Origin of the sequence: Candidatus Amarolinea aalborgensis (assembly GCF_900491745.1) — a bacterium.
Classification (GTDB): domain Bacteria; phylum Chloroflexota; class Anaerolineae; order SSC4; family Amarolineaceae; genus Amarolinea; species Amarolinea aalborgensis.
In genome coordinates this window covers 1-20,749 of sequence record NZ_UETR01000050.1, presented here as the reverse complement: position 1 = coordinate 20,749, position 20,749 = coordinate 1, and the positions used below count along the sequence as shown (strand labels likewise).

Genomic DNA, 20,749 nt, shown 5'->3' with positions numbered 1-20,749 from the left:
CCCACCTGTTTGCCGCCGCTGTTCACCCAGTTCTGGATGCTCACGTCGGCCACCAGGTCAGGCGTCTGCGGCCCATCGAAGTAGTAAGGTCCGCTGCTGTTGGCCCTCTGGTTGCCGTTCGCATCCACGGCCACCACATGGGCAAACATGGCGCCGGCTTCGGGCATGGTCTGGTCATGGGCGCCGGCCGCCGGGCTGTTGTAGAAGGTCAGCGCGCCCAGTGTCGCCGTGGGCGCGGTCGTCCAGCCGGCGTAGACGCTGGATGCGCCGCTGATGGCCGGCCAGGTCAGCCGCACGCTCAGGTCGTTGATGACCTGGCTGGGCGAGATGATCGCGCCGCTGGTCAGGCTGGTTGTGCTGGTGAAGATCGCCGGCGGAATCACATCCAGCAGGACATTGGCCGCCGCGGTCGCCGTGCGGCTGGCCTTATCGGTGGCCCGCGCCTCGATGGCCAGCGTGCCGCCGTCTGGGTTGGCCTGGGCCAGGGGCGCCAGGGCCAAGGACCAGGCGCTGCCGTCAAGCACCGCCTCTTGCCACGGGCCGCCGTCCAGCCGCACTTCCACCTTATCTACCTGGCTGTCGTCAGCGGCTGTGCCGATGAGCACGTACGCGCCGTCGCTTCTTAGTTTCGCCATCGTGATCGTCTCGGCCGCAATGCTCACGGAAGGATCAGCCAGATCCACATAGATCTTATTGATCTGGCTCGTAGCCGTCAGGTTGGCGCTGTCGGTAATCACCACCGTCAGATCGTAAGCGCCGGCCTGTGGGGGCGTCCACTCCGGTGTCCAGAGCAGGTCGTAATCGTCTTGGCGTTTCTGCGGAAAATCGCCCAGCGGCGACGCGCGCAGGGTCGGATAGCTGGCAACCTGCACGCCGTTGACGAACAGCGCGGCGCTCTGGACCGTGTCTTCGGCGTTCAGACCGATTTCAATCAGAATCGGCTGCAGCTGCGTCTTCACCGCGCCGTCGGCCGGCGCCAACACGCCCGCGCTGCGCGGCGGCGCCGCGTGACCGGGCGGCAGCGGTGGGCCGGGAGGCACCGGCACAGGCGCGGCGTTGGGGTTGCGCCTGGTCAACACCAGGCTGTAGCCGCTTTCGCACAGGTTGACCGCCAGGCCAGAGGCGGATGTCGCGCGCACATAGTAGCTGCCGGTGGCAGCCGGCTCGTAGGTGAGTTGGCCGGCTTGCGTCTTGATGAAGGTCGTGCCGTTGGGCTGATACAGCGCCAGCGACACAGCCTGCGCCGGGTTGGCCGTGGTCGCGGTCAGTGTGTATTGCAGCCCGGCCAGCAGGGTGATCTGCTGCCAGTCGGCGTCGGACGGGCTGTCGAAGTTATGGCCGGCGCTGCTGCTCACCGCGGTGTCGAACGCCGCGGCCGTCTGATAGGTGTCGTCGTCCTCGAACGCGTCAGGCGTCGGCGTGCACGCAGGCGGCGTGGGCGTCGGAATGACGACCGGCGGCGCGGTGGCCCCTGGGGGCGCGCCGTCATCCGGCAGCGGAGCTGGGGTCGGCGTGGGCGTCGGCGTGGGTGTGGGATCGGGCGGCAGGCCGTTGTCAACGCACACCTCAAGGCCCCAACTGAACAGGTCGCCCGTGGTGTCGCCGCCCTCGCCGCCCGGATCGGTCAACCCGTCGTCGGTGATATAGAACGTCCACACGCCGTTGCTGGGCTTGCCGTTGAACGGGGCAAAGCTGCTGCGGCTGGGCCGGAAGGCGCCGCCGTCGTTCGGGAACGGGGGCGGGGCCAGCCCTTCGATGGCCCAGTCGTCCAGCGACAACTGGCAGTTGCTGCCGCCGCACCAGGTGTAGTAGCCGTAGTCGTTGAAGGCGAACAACTCCGCCTGCGTGCCATCGGGCGCAGCCAGGCCAAAGGTCAGGTCAAACAGCCCGCCGTGATCGAAGGTGATATCGCGCAGGCTGACGCGCGTCACGGCGCCGGTGGCTGGCACGTTGACCGTCGAGGCCATGGTCGCCAGGTCGTCTATCGGCTGCGGCACGTCGCTGCTCGGATAAACCGTGCAGGTCCAGTTGTTGGGCACCGGCGGCGGTGGCGGGGGCGGGATGATCTCGACGTCAACCTCGTAAGCCAGGTTCTCGGTCACCCGCGGCTGCGTGTAGATGCCCATACGAAAATCGCCGTTGCTGCGGGCAATGGTCTCGAACGGCTCGCGAATCTCGCCGAAGCCGAAGCCCGGCGGTGAGATGGCGATGTTCATGTTGACGGTCTCGCTGTTGCTGTTCACGCCGTTGGTCAGGATACGCGGCGTGATGCGGATGCGATCGCCCACCGTCATGGGGAAGGCGAACCAATCCTGGTCGGTGGTTTCGCACAGCATGGTGCGCAGGGTCAACGTGCGAGTCAGGATGACGCGCGGATTGTACTCTTCGTTGTTCGGCTCATACGGGTCAAGACCGCTGCACGTTGTATTGACGCCTAGCCGCAGCTGGTACTGGTCGGTGGTCGGCGTCAGGTTTGGATGCCAAACCCCCAGCGTCCAGCGGCCGGCCGTGTTGATGGTGAACTGGTCGCCGTATTGCAGCCACGAACCAGGGAAGATGCCGGTGACGTACTGGCCGTCCGGGTTGAACACGGAGATGTAGTAATCGGCTGGGCGCACGGGCATCTCGATGCGGACGTTCTGGCCGACCACGCCATTGAAGGCGTAATAGTCCTTGTCGTTGTTGTAGCAGAGCGCGGCCGTGATCGTCTGGTTGAAGCTGATGCTGGTGGCCGTGTCACGGGTCTGATTGCCCAGCACGCCAGGCGCGTCGTAAGGGTCAACCGAGGCGCAGCCATCGGCCGGCGGCGGCGGCGGCGGGGGAGGCGGCGGCGCGTCGGCGACGGCCACATTCAGGGTGTAGGGCAGGCGGCTGTCGTAGAAGTCGGGGAAGCGGCCCACCATGATGGCGTAGACGACCGGACTTCCTGTGCGATTGACGTGAGTCAGCACCTCATCGGCCGTGCCCGGCTCGTAGCTCCAGCCCACGCCGACCCCGCCCGCGAACAGCACCAGGCTGTAGTCCTGCGGCAGGTCGGTCAGCGTGACTGTGATCTGCTTGCCGTCGGCCACGGTCAATTGGTAGTAGTCGTAGTCGTCAATGGTGACCAGGTCGGGCGAGCAAAGCGCCGCAGTCAGCGTCCCGGGCGTGATCCCGGCTGCGGTCGCCAGGGTGTTATTCGGCTCGTAGCCGTCCACGGCGCTGCACGGCTGCGCGAAGGGCGCGCTGTAACTCAGCGCCAGGTTGGAGCCGGGCGGGCTGATGATCGTCGGATAGAAGGCGCCGGGGTTCAGGTTGCTGACGCCGTTATAGGCCCCATCCAGCGTGGCCAGCGCGGCCGGACCGCTGCCGTCCAGCGCGGCGCGCATCAGTTGGCTGCCCGCCGTGTAGTACAGCTCGCCAAGCAGCGGCCGGACGACGAAGCCGCGCGCGCTGCTGACCGTGGCGACCGTGGCCGGGCTCCCGCTGCCATCGGCCGCCGCGCGCAGCAGCAGGCTCTGCGTGGGGTCGCGCCAGTATAGCATCTGGGCGAAGGGATCCACGGTCAGCTCGCGAATCTGACGGCCTTCCGGCGCGGCGTAGACTACCTCTACGCCCGTGCCGTCCAGGTTGCTGCGGCGGATGTGGTCAACGACCGCGCCGTTGTAGAGCGAGGTCTGCGCCCAGTAGAGTCGGCCGCCCACCGGGTCAACCGCCATGCCGTGGTCGGCCGCGACGTCGGTCACCACCGTCTGCACGTCCGATCCGTCGCCGGCCGCGCTCTTGATGTCGCTGACGACGCCGAAGGTCGCCTGCGCCCAGTAGATGCGGCCGCTGCGCTCGTCCACGGCCAGCGATTCGGTGAAGCGCAGCACGCCGGGGCCGGTGTCGGCCACCACCACCTGCGGGCTGCTGCCGTCCGGGTTGACCTGCACAACGCGCTCGAAGTTGTCGAGGATGTACAGCTTGCCGCGCACGGTGTCCGAGGCGATCACCGGGCCGCCCACGAAGCCGTCGGGCAGCAGGAGCGGCTCGACCGGGGCGCCGGCGTCGCCGACGCGGATCAGGTCGCTGGCGCGGCTGTAGTAGATGTAAGGCGAACCGCTGGGCGGCGGCGTGGGGTTGCCCAGCAGCAGCTCGAACTGGTAGGGCGCGGCCGCGCCGGCCAGCGCATTGTTTTCAACGACGACGCGGTAGTCGCCGCTGGCGGGGATCGTGAAGACGCCCTGGCCGCCGGCCGTCACCTGACCCAGGTCGCCGCCGCCGCCCGCCGGCGCGACACGCGCGACTGCGCCGGTCGCGTTGGCCGGGTAGTTGAGCGTAAGCTCCTGGCCGGCGGTCGCGCTGACCGAATACAAGTCCACGTCAGCCGCGCTGCACAGGGTGGCGCGCACGCGGCTGCCGTTGCTTAGCGGCGTGGCGAAGGCGGCGCTGTTGTTCGGTTCGTTGGCGTCGCTGGCCACGCAGTTCTGGTCTGTCACCAGCAGCTGATACTGCTGGACGGTCGGGGTCAGAGCGGGCTGGGAGACGGCCACCGTCCAGCGGCCGCTGGCGTCGAGCGTGACGCTGCCGCCATAGGTTGGCGTCGCCCAGGCATCGCCGTTGGGATTGTAGAGCGTCAGCGTGTAATCGGCCGGCCGGATCGGCAGGTCGAAGGTCAGCGTCTGGCCGTTAAGGCCGTTGAAGGCGTACATGTCCACGTCGTTGCTGTAACACAGCGCGGCCGCTATGGACGCGTTCAGGGTGAGATCCGTTGCCGTGGCAAGCGTACCATTGCCCACCCCCGGCGCGTCGTAGATGTCCACGAAGCCGCACTCGTCGTTGTCCGGGTCGGGCGGCGGCGGCACATCGCCCAGCGCCAGCGTCAGCTTGTACTGATTGGTGTTTTGGAAGCCGTAGCCCATCACCAGGACGATGAAATCGCCCGTCGCGCCGCTGGTGTTGCTGACCTCGGCGAACTCGTCGGCCAGGCCGTCGTTGTCGCTGAAGGCCAGGGTAACGCCCGCGGGCGACTGGATGATGACGCGGTAGTTGGCGGGCAGCTCGCTGAGCGCCGCGCTGAGCGTCTTGCGGTCAGCGACCGTCACGCGGTAGTAGTCCAGGTCGGCCGGCTGGTTGAGCACGCTGTTGCACAGCGCGCCGCGCACCTCCGTCTGCGGGGCGACCGTCAGCAGCGTGGCGCCGGGGATGTCGTTATTCGGCTCGTAGCTGTCGGCCAGCGCGCAGGGGCTGATCAGCGGCGTCCCGCTGCCGATGGTCAGCGGCGACTGCGGCGGCTCGATGATCACCTGCGGGAAGACATTGGGATTGAGGTTGCTCGGTCCGGCGTAGGCGCCTGACAGCGTCGCGATTGTCACCGGATTGCTGCCGTCGAGCGCGGCTCGCCGCATGACGCCGCCGCTGCTGTAGAACAGCGCGTTCTGCAGCGGCAGCACGGCGACGCCGCGCGCGCCGCCAGCCAGGCCCGTGACCAGCAGCGTTTCGCCGCTGCCGTCGGCGCTGACGCGCACGATGGCCGAGCGGCCCGTGTCGAGCCAGTAAAGCCGTTGGGCAAAGGGATCCAGCGCCAGATCCGTGGGCGTCTGGCCGCCGACCGCGGCGCGGATTTCGGTTATGTCGGCGCCGTCAAGCTTGCTGCGCTTGATCGCGTCGTTCTCGGTCCAGTAGAGCAGGCCGCGCACTGAGTCTACCACCAGGCTGGTGCGGGCGATGCCGCTGCCGACGACCTGCACGTTGTCCGTGCCGTCGCCGTTGGCGCTGCGGATCGTGCTGCCGAGGCTGGCGCTGCCGCCCTGCGGCTGCACCCAGTAGATGCGGCCGCTCTGCTCATCCACAGCAATCGCCACCGGCGGATTCGCCACGCCGTCGGGGTTGGGCGCGGGCACGACCGTCGCGAAGCCGCTGCCGTCGAAGGGCAGGGTGTTGCTGCGCATGATGGCGCCGTCGCCGCCGATCAACGGGTCGTAGCTGTAGAGCAGGCTGCGCACGGGGTCGGCGGCGATGGCCGGGCCGCTGGAGTTCTGCGCTGGGGCCAGGAAGAGCGGCTCCGTCGTGTGATCAGGGCTGAGCGCCACGCGGAAGAGCTGGCCCAGCAGCCCATTGCTATAGTAAACGACCTGCTGATCCGGCGCGGTCTGCGGCGCATCCAGCAGCCACTGGAACATGTAGGGCGCGTCGCTGCCGGCCAGGCTGTTGTTGGCGGCGACCAGACTGTAGGTTCCGCCGGCCGTCAGGGTGAAGTTGCCCTGCGCGCCGGGCTGGACGCGGCCCAGCTCCGTCTCGTTGGCGTCGAGCAGGCGCAGCGTTGCGCCGGCTGCGTTGGCCGGGTAGTTGACGGTTAGCCGCTGGCCGGCCGCGGCGCTGAAGCTGTAGGCGTCCACGTCGTTGGCCGAGCACAACGTGGCGTTGACGCGGCCGGGTGCGCCGAGCGCCGCCGCCTGGGCCGTCGTGTTGTTTGGCTCCCAACTGTCGTTGGCGCTGCACGTGCCATCAGTGACCAGCAGTTGGTAGGTGCTCATGGTCGGCGTCAGGTTGGGCGTGCGAACGGCGACGGCCCATGCGCCGGTGGCGTCAACGGTCACCTGCGCCGGGTAGCGCCACACGCCGCCCGCGCTATAGGCGTTGAAGAAGGTGCCGTTGGGCCGGTAGACGTGCAGCTCGTAGTCGGCCGGGCGCACCGGCAGGTCGAGGTTCAACCGCTGGCCGGCCACCGCATTGAACGCGTAGAAGTCAACGTCGTCCCGGTAGCACAGCGCGCCGGTGGCCGGGCTGCCGACCGTGAGCGGCGTCGCCTGGTTCTGGAACTGGTTGCCGGCCAGGCCGGGCGCGTCCAGCGGATCCACCGACAGACACTGGGCGTTCGAGAAATTGGTGGACGGCGGCGCGTCGCTCAGGCCCACGGCCAGCGTGTAGGGCGACGGGTTGTTGACCGGCGCGCTGGTGAAGACGACGATGATGTATTCGCCGTCGCCGTCATAGTTGGGCAGGGCAATCGTCTCGTTTGCCAGGCCGGGGTTCAGGCTGGTGGCCAGAGTCAGCCCGGCGCGCTGCACGTACAGCCCGTAATCGGCCGGCAGGTTGCCCAGGTTCAGGTCAAGCTGCTTGCCGTCCGGCACGGTGATCTTGAAGTAATCAATGTCCTGGGGGAGCGCGGCGTCGGTGGTGCAGAGCGCGCCGTTGGCGCTGCCCACCGTGATGGCGCGCGCGGCGGCCGCGCTGTTATTCGGCTCGAAGCTGTCGTTCAGGACGCACGGCGGCGCGCCAAAGGGCGCCGCAATTACGAACGCCAGGTTGCCGGCCGGCCGGACGATGTAGGTCGGCGAGAAGCTGACCGCGTTGACCGGCAGCATCAATCCGGTGTAGGCCCGTTGGCTCAGGTCGGCCAGGTTTTCCGCGTTGCTGCCATCCAGCCGTGCGCGCGTCAGGCTGACGTCGCTGACGTAGTAGAGCGCATCTTCGAAGGGCCGCACGATCAGGCCGCGCGCGACGCTGCCGAGTCCAGTGGCCAGGGTTGCCACACGGTTGCCGTCGGCGTCGGCCCATAGGAGTGAACCGCCCCCGATCGTCGGGTCGAGCCAGTAGAGCTTCTGGCTGTACGGGTTGAGGGCCAACTCGCGAATCTGCGCGCCTTCGGGCGCGGCATAGACCATCTCCACGCCGCTGCCGTCCAGGCTGCTGCTCAAGATCAGCTCCTGGCGCAGCCAGGTGTCCGCGCCCACCCACAGCAGCTTGCGGCGCACCGGGTCCACCAGCAGCCCGCGCTGGTTGCGCACGTTGCTGACCACAGTCTGCACGTCGCTGCCGTCCGGGTTCGCACTCTTGATGTCGGTCAGGTAGAGCGTCTTGATCTCTGACCAGTAGACGCGGCCGGTGGCGTCGTCTACGGCCACCCGGTTGCGGCCGTCGGTGGACAGCCCGACCGCATTGGTGTCGGCCAATTCCACCCGGCCGCTGCCGTCCGGGTTGACGGCGATGAGCTTGTCCATCGCCGTGACGATGAAGAGCTTGTTGCGGGCTGGGTCGGAGGCCAGCACCTCGCCGCTGATGGGCGGGTCCATGAAGAGCGGCTCGGCCGTGTACGCGCCAAACAACGGCACACGGGTCAGGCGGGTCGCCTCGCCGTAGTAGATGTACGGGATGCCAGGCAGCGCGGCCAGCGTGGGCGCGGCCGTGATGCGGCTGTGGCTGGCGACGTTGTTCGCCGGCGTGCGCTCGGCCGTGCTGGAAGCGACACTAACGGTTGCCGTCAGATCGCGCACCGTGCTCGTGGCGATGGTCATGCTGATCGCCACGCTTTGCTGCGCCAGGGCCGGGAAGCGGCCGAAGTTGCAGGTCACCGTCGCGCCGCCATCCACGCAGGCGCGGCTGGCGCCGGCATAGCTGGCGCCGTCTGGCAGCGTCAGCGTCAGGACCGTGTCCGCGGCCGCCAGCGCCGCCTCGTTGCGCAGCGTGATGTCATAGCGTGCGGTCTGGCCGTTGACGATGACCAGCGCCGGCGACGTGATGCCGACGGCCAGATCGGTGTCGGTCTGCGTGTCCTGGCTGGTCTTGACGACCGTCATGGCCGAGAGGGTGCTGCTGCTGCGCCGGGTGTTACCGGGCGCAGGCGGTGTGTTGTCCACAAAGCTGGTGAAGACGGTGAACTCGCCGCCAGCCTCGCCGCGCACGATGTCTGTGCCCAGCATGGCGAAGACGCCGGACGAGGCGTCATCCACGTGCAGTTGGGGCAGCGGCGTGGTGCGCAGGCCGTTGGCGTTGCCCGGCATGTCCAGCGGCGCCACCGTGAAGATGGGCTGGCCGGGCGTGCGGCCGTAGACGCCGGCGCTGACGCCGTTGTTGTCAATCGCGCTCCAGTAGAGCGTGCCGTTGCTGAGGGCTAACGCTTCGACGTCGAAGCCGTCCGCGCCGGAGGTCAAACAGAAAGTTGGATCCGCCCCGGGGCCAACGCCGGTCCCCAGGTTCTGGTAGAAGTTGGCGTAGGTGCAGCTCGGGCCGGCGCCAGCAAAGAAGGTTGGGTTTGCGCCGTTCAGGTTGGTCTGAACAATCAGTGTGTGCTTGTCGGTGCGGCCGAAGTTGCGGATGCCGGCGTTGTAGCCAGCCAGGTCGCCGCGCTGGCGGCGCTCGCTGAAGTAGAGGCGGTCATTCGCCTGGTCCACGACCACATCGCCAATCTGCATCAACTGCAGCCCGCTGCCGACATAGCGCGGGTCGGGCGGAATGCTGTATATGACCTGGGGCAGGCTGCCGTTCAGGTTCGCCCACCACAGCTCATGGCCCTTGGTCCAGTAGAGCTTGTTGCCGACCGGGTCCAGGGCGATCTGCAGGGCCTCTGCGCCATAGGCGGTCAGGCCGCTGACCAGTTGTTGTGGATTGCTGCCATCCAGGTCGGCGCGCCACACGCCGGCTGGCTGGGCGTAGTCGCCCTGCAGCATCTCGGCCCAGTAGAGCTTGCCGTGGCCCTCGTCCACGGCGATGTCGAGGATGACCTTGCCTGGCCTTTCGATCAGGCGCGCCCGCTGGCCGGGGTCGCTCAGGTTGGCGCGCTCGATGGCGTTGGGCAGGCTGCCAACTGGCTGGACGCGGTTGTTGGTGGTGCCCATGTAGGCCACCGTTTGGGGCGGCACGGCCGCGCCGCAGTGGCCGACCGTATCGCAGGCGCTGGCCGCCACCAGGCTGGTCTGGAAGCCGGCCGCGTTGCATTGCGCGACGATGCCGGCGAGCTGGTCGCTGGGCTGGTTGCTCAGCCCCAGGTCCTGGGCGTCGGTGTTGAAGCGCAGCTGGTCGTTGGCCAGAGGGCAGACGAAGTTGTAGTTCTCCGTGGTCAGATTATAGTCGCGCACGTTGGCGCTGTAGACGGTCTGCGCCGCGCTGCCGCTGCCGCGATAGCTGGCCGCCACGTCGAAGGAGGGGAATTTGGTGTCCACGGGGCCGCGGAACTGGGGCCAGTCGCCGCGGCTTTCGACGCGGTTGCCCAGGCTGTCGGCGGCGCGCATGTCAATCTGGTAATAGCCTTCGATGCCGGCGGGGACGGCGAAGGACCACTGGCTGCCGCCGTTGGTGAGCGCCGCCGGGCGCCACTGGCGATAGAGGGCGGCCACAGCCGAGGCGGAGAGTGCGCCGTCGTAGATGACCACATTGTCCAGCCGACCGTTGAAGAACGGCGCGGCCGCGGCCGCGGTGTAGCCGACGAGTGCGCCGTTCTGGGCGCTGAAAGTGGAGGCACTGGTGGGGCTGCTGACCGCCAGCTTGCCGTCCAGGTAAAGCGCGTTGCCGCCTGCGCCCAGACTGTGAACTACCTGGTGCCACTGGCCGTCGGCGTAGGCGTCGGCCACGGTGCAGCGCACTTCTCGGGTGTTCGCGCCGCCGATCAGGATGGAGGAACACACTTTGCCGGCGTCCAGGAACAGGTCGCGGTCATGTTGGGTGACCGCGGGATACGCGCCCTGGGTCACGCTGAACAAGCCGCAGTTGGCGCAGGTCGTGCGGAACCAGAGCGAGGTCGTCAGGCCGCTCTCCGGCAGGTTCAACGGCTCAAAGGTGCGCAGCAGGTCGTTCACACCGTCGAAGCGCGCGGCTGTGCCGTCTTCGCCGTCTTCTCCGCTGGTGGGACAGCTTTCGTCCAGGCAGTAGATGCGCACCGGATCGGCGCCTTGATTGTTGAAAAGCACAGTCCCCGGCAGGTCGTTGAGCGGCAGGTTGAGCAAGGCGCTCCCCGCGGTCAACGCCGTGGCGGCATCCACGAACGCGTACTCCACGCTGGCGACGGTCGCATACGCGTCGCTCACCGTGCCGGTGATCACCGCGCCGTCGGTCAGCAGGCGTTCGTTCTGGTGGGAGAGCAGTTTGACGGTGGGCGGCGTCATGTCAATGACAAAGGGAATGACCTGGGTCGTCGGGTTGCCGTCCGGTAGGGCCATGTCGCGGGCCGTGACCGTGAGGGTGATGGGGCCGGAGGGCCGCGGATCGAGATTGAAGGCCGGATCGCTGAACGGATAGTCCAGCAGCCAACTGCCGTCGGTCGCGATGCCGGTCGTCAGGACGCCCGTCGGCGTGATCACCACATTAGCGCTGGTCCCAACCTGGAAGGTGAGCGACTCAACGCCGGCCAGCGCATCCGTGACTGCGCCGCTGAGCCGCAGCGTCCAGGCTCCTGCCGCGTTGCGCCGCACCTGGCGCAGGCCGCCGGCGGCCAGGTCAAGCGTTACGTTGGGGGAGACGCTGTCAATGGTCAGGGAGAAGTTGGCCGAATTGGTATAGCCGACCGCGTCCGTTGCGCGCACCACAATGGGCACCGCGCCGCTGGGCTGGTTGGGAATGTCCACGGGGAAGGCCCACAATGAAGTTCCGGTCGCCAGCGCGAACGGCCCACCGTTGACGCTGACCTCCACCCGATCTACGTAGGAAGTCGGGTCGCTGGCTACGCCGCCGATGATGACTGTGTTGCCAGGCTGAACGAATTGGCCCAGCGTCAGCTCCGGCGCGTTCGGCGGGTCGGCGTCAATGGTCACCGGCAGCGGGTTGTCGAGGATGATGTCGTCGGGCGGCCCCGATGGCGCACTGCCCACCGGGATCAGGTCCGCTGCGGCGCGACTGTTGATGGCAACCAGGCTGCTGGTCGCGCCGCCGGCTGTGGCAGGCAGCACGATGCTGCTGCTGACGGTGGGCAACAGGGTGAAGTTGCGGGTCTGGCTGGCGCCGCCCAGCAGGGCCGGCAGGGTGACGCTGAAATGGCCGCTCGCCGCCAGGGCGTTTTCAACGGCCGTGCCGTTGAAGACCGTCGTGGTCACGGTGGTGGTCGCGCCGATGGCCAACACGCGGTCAAGATCGGCCATCTGGCTGTAAATGCGAACCGGCGGCTCGTTGAAGACCCGCGGATGGAAGGGGTAGCGCACCGGGTCAATGCCATTCAGACGGCGCTCGGCGCCGTCGCTGATCCCGTCCATGTCGCTGTCACGCAGCGTGGGGTCGCTCGTCACGAGCACACTGCGGGCGTTGAACGTCAGCATGTACCCATAGATCTCGTCGAAATCGGAGATGCCATCGCTGTCGGTGTCAGCAGCGACGGCGTTGGTCCCGTAACGCAATTCCAACGCATCGTTCAAGCCGTCGCCGTCGGCATCTGCGACGCGCGGATTGAAGCCCTTTTTCATCTCCACGCCATCCGGCAGGCCATCGCCGTCCGTGTCCCATTTGGCGTCGTTGGGGTCAATCTGGACCGACACGCCGTCGCCGTCGCGGTCAGCCTGCGGCCCAAGTTGGCTCCAGTTGACGAACTCGTCCAGCGTGGCGGGCAGAATGTCGAGAATGAACTGCTTGCCCAGGTCGGTGCTGATGGACGATTTGGCCGACTTGTGCGTGCAGACCTGGAACCAGCAGTCGTAACGCGGCAGGGCCAGGCCAGTGTTGAGGTAAAGCGGGAAGATCTGGTTGATCTTGGCGCTGTTGAACGGATAGAGGCCGGAGACCAGGCGGTCGTTGCGCGCGCCCTGGTAGAGATTCTTGCTCTTGGTCGTTGGCACGAGCCAGCCGACGACGGGCGACGGCACTTCGGCCTCCACCCAACCGTAGCCGATCACATCTGCCCAACTGGTCTGGTTCAGTTCGGGCTTCAACTTGCGCTCGACGTTCTCGAGCGCGTAACTGACGGTGGTGGAGCGTAGATCTTCGGCGGTGAAGAACTCGGGGTAATGGTAGACAACGCCCGGTTCCGGCGCGGCGTGGCGCACATAGGTCCACAGATCAACGACAAAGCGCACGCCGTTGCCAACCACCAACCCGCGCTCCGGGCTGGTCAGGCGCAGTTGGGCATCTTCGATGTTGGTAATGGACGGATCGGCCTTGGTATCAATCATGACCCCGCCAGTATAGATCCATTCGGTGATCAGCTTGGTGATCGCCTCCGTGATGCCCAGGCTGCACGCCGCCTTGACGCCCGCCTTGCAAATGATCAATGCGATCAGGTCAAAAATCGCAGCGACGGCAAGCACAATAGCGCCGACGACCGTGAGCGACAGGAGGAAGGTCACGACGATCACCAGCGTGGCGGCGATCGCGCCCGCCAGCAGATTATTGAACTCCACGCTGTCGGTGGAGAGGCCGCCCTTGCCCCAGGCCGCAAAGAAGAACGCCCATGTGGCGATGCCTCCAATGGCCGCGCCGACTGCGCCAGCCTTGGCTACGCTCGAACTGAAGGAGTGGCGGAAGCCCAACACGAACGATTCGATGCCTCGAATGCTATCGCTATAAGGCAACGATCTAACGGTGGCCATGACAGTTCGGTATTGCGCCACGGCCTCAATCGTGTTGTTGATCGCGGTCAGTGAGGACAGCATGATCTGGCCGGCCGTCTGACCGCCCTTGACATTGGTCAAGGCAAAGCCGAGCGCGGTAAAGACCAGCATCGGACCAACCAAGGCCTGCCGGTAACGGGCCGTCTCCCTGACGGAGATCTGCGAAAATGCGCGTTGCGTCTCGAGCTTGAGCTTCAACTGTTGTGCTTGCCCTGCGGAGTACCCAAAGTTATTGACAATTTGGACCGTGTTCAGAATCGAGGCGCTCAATTTCCGCCACGCGGCGTCGGTCAAGCCGGTGCTCTTCAACAACGTTTGCATTGCCAGGTAAGGCACGGCTCGGCCAGCCGACGCCAGCGCCTGCTCATAGATGCGGCGCAGATCCTCATCCCTGATGTCGGCGGCCTGCATGCGGATAGCGCCGTTCGAGGTCAGCGCCGAGCCAAGCCCAGTGGGGCCGCTCTGCGACAGCACTTGCTCCGAACTGCTGGTCCCATTCATCGTGACAATGACGACTGCGGACTGCTCTGCCAATGGCACGGCCGACGGGGATCCAGGGTTGCTGTCGGTGAGCGGGTAGCGGTTTTCAAGTTCCGCCAGATATTCCTGTGGGGTCTGGCGCGCCCAGCCATTGTTGACGTAGCGGTAGGGAGCCAACGTGTAGCCGCCAGTGATCATTTCGGGAACATCGGCCAGATTGACCTGGACATTTCGACCGCTCCAGGCGATGTTGCTGTTGCTGCCCGCGCGCATGTCTATGTTGCTGGCGCGGAAGCGCGCTTCGCGCACGAACAGCAGCGATGGCTTGGTGGCGGCCGTGCCGCTGAAATGGCTGTTGAGGATCGCCGGGGCGAACTGCCCGCCGGCTATCATCGTCGCCTCGTCTTCGTGCGCGAAGCTGTGCGTTTCCACGCGCAGCCGGTTCTGCGCGATGCCCCAACGCTGCCCTAATGTGGCGCCGCTGTTGCTCAGCCGGTCCCAGCGCTGCTTGATTATGGGGATGGTGATGTCGCGCTGACCGTCGCCGATGCAGTAGCCCTGGTTGTCGGTCAGATCGCAGTCGCGGTTGACCAGGTAGCTGCGGTCCAAGCCGCTCATCATCTGCACAAGCGCGTCGTCCTCGGCCACATCGGGATCGGTGGCCGGGTCTTCGTAGACGATCGCCATCTCGACGCCGCGATCCTCACGGACGTTGAGGCCGGTCAAATAGAAATCGTCGTAATACGCGTGCAGGATGGTCAGCTTATTGCCCGCGATCTTGTTCATGACCGCGGCGTACGCGTCTGGACTGGCGTACTGCTCATTGAGCACCTGAACACCCCAACTCAGGCGCACCTGCTGCGGCTGCCAGGTTGCGCCGGTCTGGTAGAGCAGCTGCGCGCTAAACGCGACCTTTTGCCCGGTGGCCTTGTCTTCGACCAGGTTGAGCGGCGCATACACGTAGTAGCCACCGTTGCCAGCCGGCTGGACGCTGATGTTGTATTTCGCCAGTAGCTGCGTGTCCAGCGCGCCGCCCGTCGTACGCGGCAGGCTGCTCAGGTCGTTGAGCTGCACTTCCAGCATCGGCACCAGCTTGATATCGCCGTTGGCGTCGGGCGTCATGTTGCAGTTGCTGCCGCCCGTGGCGACACAGTAATCGAACAGCGTCTTGTTGTCCCAGTCCTGCATGTTGCCTTTTTCATCCTTGGGCCAGTTCAGGACGTTGAAGGCGTACCACAGGTGGTCCGCTTGGGTGGGACGCAGTTGCATACTGACGTAGGTGTAGCGATTCGCTTGAAGACCGTTGATGGTCAGATTGAGGGGATTGGCCTGGTTGAACGCGACCAGATTGCCGGCGTTGTCCTTGCTGGCGGTCAGGCGAGAGATGTCGCTGTCGTCGGGCACGCCGTCGCCGTCGTCATCGAAGTCGTACAGATCGGGCGTGCCGTCGCCGTCGCGGTCAGGCGTCGTGAGGTTCCATTCCAGGCTGTCAATGATGCCGTCTTTGTTGGTATCGGGCCACATTGGGTTGCCGTACCAGCGCTGGCCGCCGACCACAAAGCCGGTGACTTCATCGTAGTCGCTGATGCCGTCGAAGTCAGTGTCGCTGTTGAGCGGGCTGGTGCCGATGCGATCTTCGATCTCATCGGTCAGGCCGTCGTTGTCCGAATCTGCGCTGCTATTGCTGCTGCGTAAGTCCAACGACTCCAGCGGGACCAAAGGCTGCGGGACGTTTGCCTGGGAGACGCTGGCCGCGCTTGCATCGGCCGCCTGGGCCGCGGTCTGCTTGACCTGCGCCTGGTACGCGGCAAGCCTGTCGCTCTGCGCGCTCACCACGCCGGTCCGCGCCAGCGGACCCACGATCAAGATCGCCACCACCGCCACATGCACCGCCACCAGGGTGCGCCGCTTGGGACGCGCCACCAGCAGCGCCAGCAGCAGGGTGGCCGCCATCAGCCCCAGGTTGCCGGTCGCTTGCGCCGGCGACGGCAGATTGAGCCGCTTGAGCGCCAGGCCCGCCTTGGCCACGGCCTGCCCCCAGCCGCCCGCCGCCGGCACGCCTTCGATGTTGGTGAAATGGATGGTCAGCTCGGCCTCGGTGCGGTAATCTGCGCCGGCGGCGGCTGGGATTTGCAGGCGGATGATCTCGCGCAGCGGGAGGCCGCGGGCATCCACCCACAGCTCGCCCTGACCTGTCATCTGCGCCAGATGCGCGGGCGCCTGCACAGTGACTTCGCGCGGCAGCGTCCCTGCGGCCACCAACCGCGCTTGCGTGATTTGGCGCATGCGGTCGGCATAGGCCCGGCCGTCAATCGCAAAGCTGTACCTGGCGACCTGCTGCCGACCAACACTTTCGTCGCCGACATAGACGATGTCTTTGGCAAAATCGAGGAAGGCCAGGAAATTCCCTTCGGGCGCAAACGCAATGTCGTTCGAGTCGCTCGCTCTCCATTCGCCATCTGAGGCCCGCGTCTGACTTTTGCCATCCTTGATCTGCATCTGGTAGGCTGCATTACGGTCGGCCGCGCTGACTGCGCCGCCCCACAGCGCCAACTGCAAGTTGTTGTCGCGCAGGTCGTTGGTTCCTTCCAGATAGAGGCTTTCGGTCTTGCTGAAGCGGCCGATATTGCCTAGCGTGGGCAAGGGGATGGTTTTGATCACAGTGTCGCCCGAGAAGGCATAGCTGGCGCTGAGGCGGATGTTGTTCCAGGCCTGTTCGACCCGCGTCGCCGCGGCGGCCTCGGCGCCCAACCGCTGCTGGAAAACCAGTAGGCCTATCACCAAGAGGGTAACGCCAACCAGGCTTGTCCGGACGATTCGAGCAACCCATTTGTTGTTCATAGAGATTGGCTCCTTGTCTCCAGATTCGCGTCACAAGAGAAGGGGGAAACGTGAATGAGTGCAAAGACGAGAGCACCAAGCGGCTTCTGAGATAATGAGGAGATAAACGTGCGCTTAAGTGTTTTTGAAACGGGATGTCGTTTATATCATAGACAAGCCAAGTTGTCAAACGGATTTGAGAGCTTGACTACGCAGTTCCTCCTCGTATACAATTCCGGCGCGCCAACGCTCCTAGGAACGAACTTGGGCGGGGCGCGATGGAGTCGTGGTTTGACGCCCGCAAGCAAATCGTGTATAACATATCGTCTTGCAACCTGAAGATGGCTGAGGTAGCCATGAGCAAACCGCTGCCGGCGGTTGTCGAGTTGACGCCGCCAGAGAGGACAATAGAGGTAGATGGAAGCCGTACAGCGTCTCTTTGATCAGAATAGAGCTTGGTCCGCAAACATCCGCGCCCATGACGCACAATTCTTCGAGAATCTGTCTCATCAGCAGTCGCCTGCCTATCTGTGGATCGGTTGTTCCGACAGCCGTGTGCCAGCAAGCCAAATAGTTGGCCTCTTGCCGGGGGAGTTGTTCGTGCACCGGAATGTGGCGAATCTCGTCGTCCACACGGATTTGAACTGCCTGTCGGTGATGCAATATGCGGTTGACGCGCTCAAGGTCAAACATGTCATCGTGTGTGGCCATTATGGATGCGGGGGCGTGCACGCGGCCCTGAGGAATCAGCGCGTGGGTTTGGTTGACCACTGGCTGCGTCATGTTCGCGATGTGGTCGAGAAGCACGAAACGCAGTTGACCGCCATCGCCCAAGAAAGCAGCCGCTGGGCGCGCTTATGCGAGTTGAATGTGATCGAGCAGGCGCTCAATGTTTGCCAGACCACAATTGTCCGCGACTGCTGGCAGCGGGGACAATCGCTGACTGTCCATGGCTGGATCTATAACCTCCAGGATGGGCTGCTGCGGGATCTGAATTTCTGCGCGGCGCAGGCAAACGAAGTCGCCGCGGCGTACCAGACTGCAATTACCCGTCAATAGACCAGGTCTGACCTGTCGTCGGCGCAGCGGCGCGTCCCCCGTGTCGCTGACGAGAAGGCGCGCTTGCGCAGCTATTTTGATAAAGCGGCGCGGCCTGCTACAATCTTCACTCCCCGCGGTCGGTTCGACCGCGCATTTCCCTGCCCGGTTGCACGCCGGTCACCATGGGAGGAACCAATGTCCAAAACGTACCACATTCACACGTTCGGCTGCCAGATGAACGTGGCCGACAGCGGTCATGTCGCCGCCGAGCTTGATCGCCTGGGCTATGCACCTACCGATCAAGAAGAGAACGCGGATGTTCTCGTCATCAACACCTGCGTCGTGCGGGACAGCGCGGAAGAGAAGGCGGTCGGCAAATTGTGGGCCTGGAAGCCGCTGAAGAAGAACCGCCCAGGCACCACCATCGCCCTGATGGGCTGCCTGGTCGGCGTCAAGCCCGCGCCGGAACTGCTCAAACGTTTTCCGCATGTGGATGTCCTGCTCGCACCCTCGGATCCGCAGCCGTTGGTGGATCATCTCCGCAATCTGCGGCTGACCGAAGAATTAGCCTCCATAGAAGCCGGGCAATTGGCCCGCCGCTACCATGTGCAGGATGAAGATGAGGCTGCCCCACGTTGGCAGAGCGTGAAGCACATTTCGTCGCACGGCGAGGCGCCGATTGCGGCCCATGTGCCGATCGTGTATGGCTGTTCGCACGCCTGCACCTTCTGCATCATCCCTTTCCGCCGCGGCATTGAGCGCAGCCGGCCCATCCATGAGATCGTGGACGAGGTGCGCAGCCTGGTGGCCCAGGGCGTGCGCGAAGTGACGCTGCTCGGGCAGATTGTAGATCGCTATGGCTACGACATGCGTTCCTCAGGCCATGCACCTGACCTGGCCGACCTCCTCTACGCAGTGCACCAGGTTGAGGGCTTGCAGCGCATTCGTTTTCTTACCAGCCATCCGAATTACATGAGCGATCGCATTCTCGACGCGGTGCGTGACCTGCCGAAGGTAATGGAGCACATCGAGGTGCCCTGCCAGGCCGGCAATGATGAAGTGCTGACGGCCATGAAGCGGGGCTACAGCGTGGCTGAGTATCGCGCGCTCATCCACCGCATCCGTGCGCGCATCCCCCACGCCGCGATTCACACCGACGTGATCGTCGGCTTCGCCGGCGAAAGCGAGGCGCAGTTCCAGGACACCTACGATCTTTTGGCAGAATTGAAGCTCGATAAGGCGCACCTGGCGCGCTATTCCCCGCGCCCCGGCACCGTCAGCGCCCGGCGCATGGCCGACGATGTGCCTGACGCGGAAAAGCACCGCCGCCTGCACGCATTGGAAGACCTGCAAGAGCGCATTCAGGCCGAAAAGAACCGCTCGCTGCTCGGTGAAACGGTCGAGGTGCTCGTGGAGGATCAGCACAAAGGTAAATGGCGCGGCCGCTCGCGCCAGAACAAGCTGGTTTTCTTTGAGGATGCAGGCAACTGGCGCGGCCAGTTGGCGAAGGTGCGCATCACCTGGGCCAGCGCCTACTCCATGCAGGGCACACTGGCTGCGGTGGACAACGCCCTGTCGCTCACCCATGCGCCGGTGTCGTTGCTCGCCTGAACGCCTTTCCTTGTGCTACAATCGGTGTACAACCAGCCCCTGTGGCGCGTGAGGTAATACCATGACGATCATGCAACGTGAGCCGCCGACGAAGGCGGCAGATCAGATATTTTACCCAGAAAGCGACGGCAAACCGATGGCGGAAACCGACCTGCACCGCGAAATCATGATCTGGATCATCCATTTGCTGCAGCGCTTCTTGGCGGGTCAGCGCGTGTATGTCAGCGGCAACCTGCTCATCTATTACGAGCAGGGAAACCCGCGCAAATCGGTGGCTCCCGACTGCTTTGTCGTGTGGGGTGTGGAGTCGCGCTACCGGCCAAACTACAAGCTGTGGGAGGAAGGCCAGGCGCCGCAGGTGGTCTTCGAGATTTCGTCCAAGACCACTCAGCGCGACGATCTCGGCGGCAAGATGCGCCTCTATGCGCAGTTGGGCGTGGAGGAATACTACCTGTACGATCCAACCGGCGATTACCTGGAACCGCCGTTGGCAGCTTTTCAACTGGCTGGCGGCGGCTTCATCCCCATGCAGCCCGTGAACGAAGAAGTGCGCGTGGGCGATCTGGCCTTCTTGCTCGGCGAAGGCGAGCCGCCAGAGTTCATCAGCCCGCGGCTGGGCTTGCGCCTGGCTTTGGATGAGCAGCGCCGGTTGCAGTTCTACAACGTGGCCACTGGTCAGCGCCTGCTCAGTGATGATGAAGCCCGCCAATTGGCCGAAGCCGAAGTGCAGGCTCTGCGCGCCGAGTTGGCGCGGCTGCGCGGCGAGTTGGCATGAGCCAGTTGCCTCCAGTCTCAGCCGCCTTGACGGCGCTGAACATTCCGCACCGCGTGTTTCGCCATCCAGGGCCAGTACATTCATTGGAGCAGGCGGCCGCCGAGCGCGGTCAACAGCCAGAACAGGTCGTGCGCAGCATCCTCTTTCGGCTCGGCGAGGGCAACTACCGGATGGTGCTGGTGGCCGGGCCAGCGCAGATCTCCTGGCCCACGCTGCGCCGTCACCTGGGCGTGTCGCGCGTCACCATGGCGACGCCCGACGAAGTGCTGGCCGTCACCGGCTACCAGATTGGCGCGGTGTCGCCGTTTGGCCTCGCGACCCCTCTGCCGATCCTGGCGGACGAGAACGTGTTTGCGCCGGACGAAGTCTCCATTGGCTCCGGCGAGCGCGGGGTAACAGTGATCCTCAGCTCCGAAGCGCTGCGTCAGGCCCTGGGCGATGTGGAAATTGGTCGCTTCTGCGAGTAGCGCGCCCGTGGATGCAATGCCGGTCGGCGCCAGGCCGACCTTGCGGCGGAACGCCCCTTTGCCCCGAATTCATTCGGCGACATTGAAGTGCGCCCTCGCCCGGCTACACAGCAGCGCCCCGTCAACGGGGCTTGATGCTGGACAGTACGCCAGCCCGGTTCACCGGGCGCCGTTTCGTAGCCGGAGGACTTCATCCGCCCGGCGACGGCCGCCCGGCGGTGAATCGCGCCGCAGCGCCCTGTCAACGGGGCTTGGCTGGAGACGAACATCGCCCGCGGTGTGCGTCC

General features: G+C 65.3%; 5 protein-coding genes. 4 read left to right on the top strand and 1 reads right to left on the bottom strand.

Annotated features, from left to right (window positions below):
- Positions 1 to 16,589, bottom strand: a 16,589-nt coding sequence (locus ACPQ6D_RS22365) for a LamG-like jellyroll fold domain-containing protein (protein WP_423226572.1), incomplete at its 3' end; no start/stop codon positions are given.
- A gap of 396 nt (positions 16,590 to 16,985) precedes the next feature.
- Between ACPQ6D_RS22365 and can the strand changes: the two genes are divergently transcribed.
- The 4 genes from can (at position 16,986) to ACPQ6D_RS22345 (ending at position 20,462) form a co-directional block, all read left to right on the top strand.
- A complete protein-coding gene (gene can / locus ACPQ6D_RS22360; protein ID WP_423226571.1) occupies positions 16,986 to 17,627 on the top strand; it encodes a carbonate dehydratase in 642 nt (213 codons plus the stop codon).
- Between the two features lie 177 nt (positions 17,628 to 17,804).
- Positions 17,805 to 19,220 (top strand): tRNA (N6-isopentenyl adenosine(37)-C2)-methylthiotransferase MiaB, encoded by a 1,416-nt coding sequence (gene miaB / locus ACPQ6D_RS22355; protein WP_423226570.1) that lies wholly within the window; start codon positions 17,805 to 17,807, stop codon positions 19,218 to 19,220.
- 61 nt (positions 19,221 to 19,281) lie between these two features.
- Positions 19,282 to 19,995: a Uma2 family endonuclease gene (locus ACPQ6D_RS22350; protein WP_423226569.1), complete on the top strand. Its 714-nt coding sequence runs from the start codon at positions 19,282 to 19,284 to the stop codon at positions 19,993 to 19,995.
- Positions 19,992 to 20,462: an aminoacyl-tRNA deacylase gene (locus ACPQ6D_RS22345; RefSeq protein ID WP_423226568.1), complete on the top strand. Its 471-nt coding sequence runs from the start codon at positions 19,992 to 19,994 to the stop codon at positions 20,460 to 20,462. Before ACPQ6D_RS22350 ends, ACPQ6D_RS22345 begins: the two co-directional genes overlap by 4 nt.
- Positions 20,463 to 20,749: the final 287 nt, after the last annotated feature.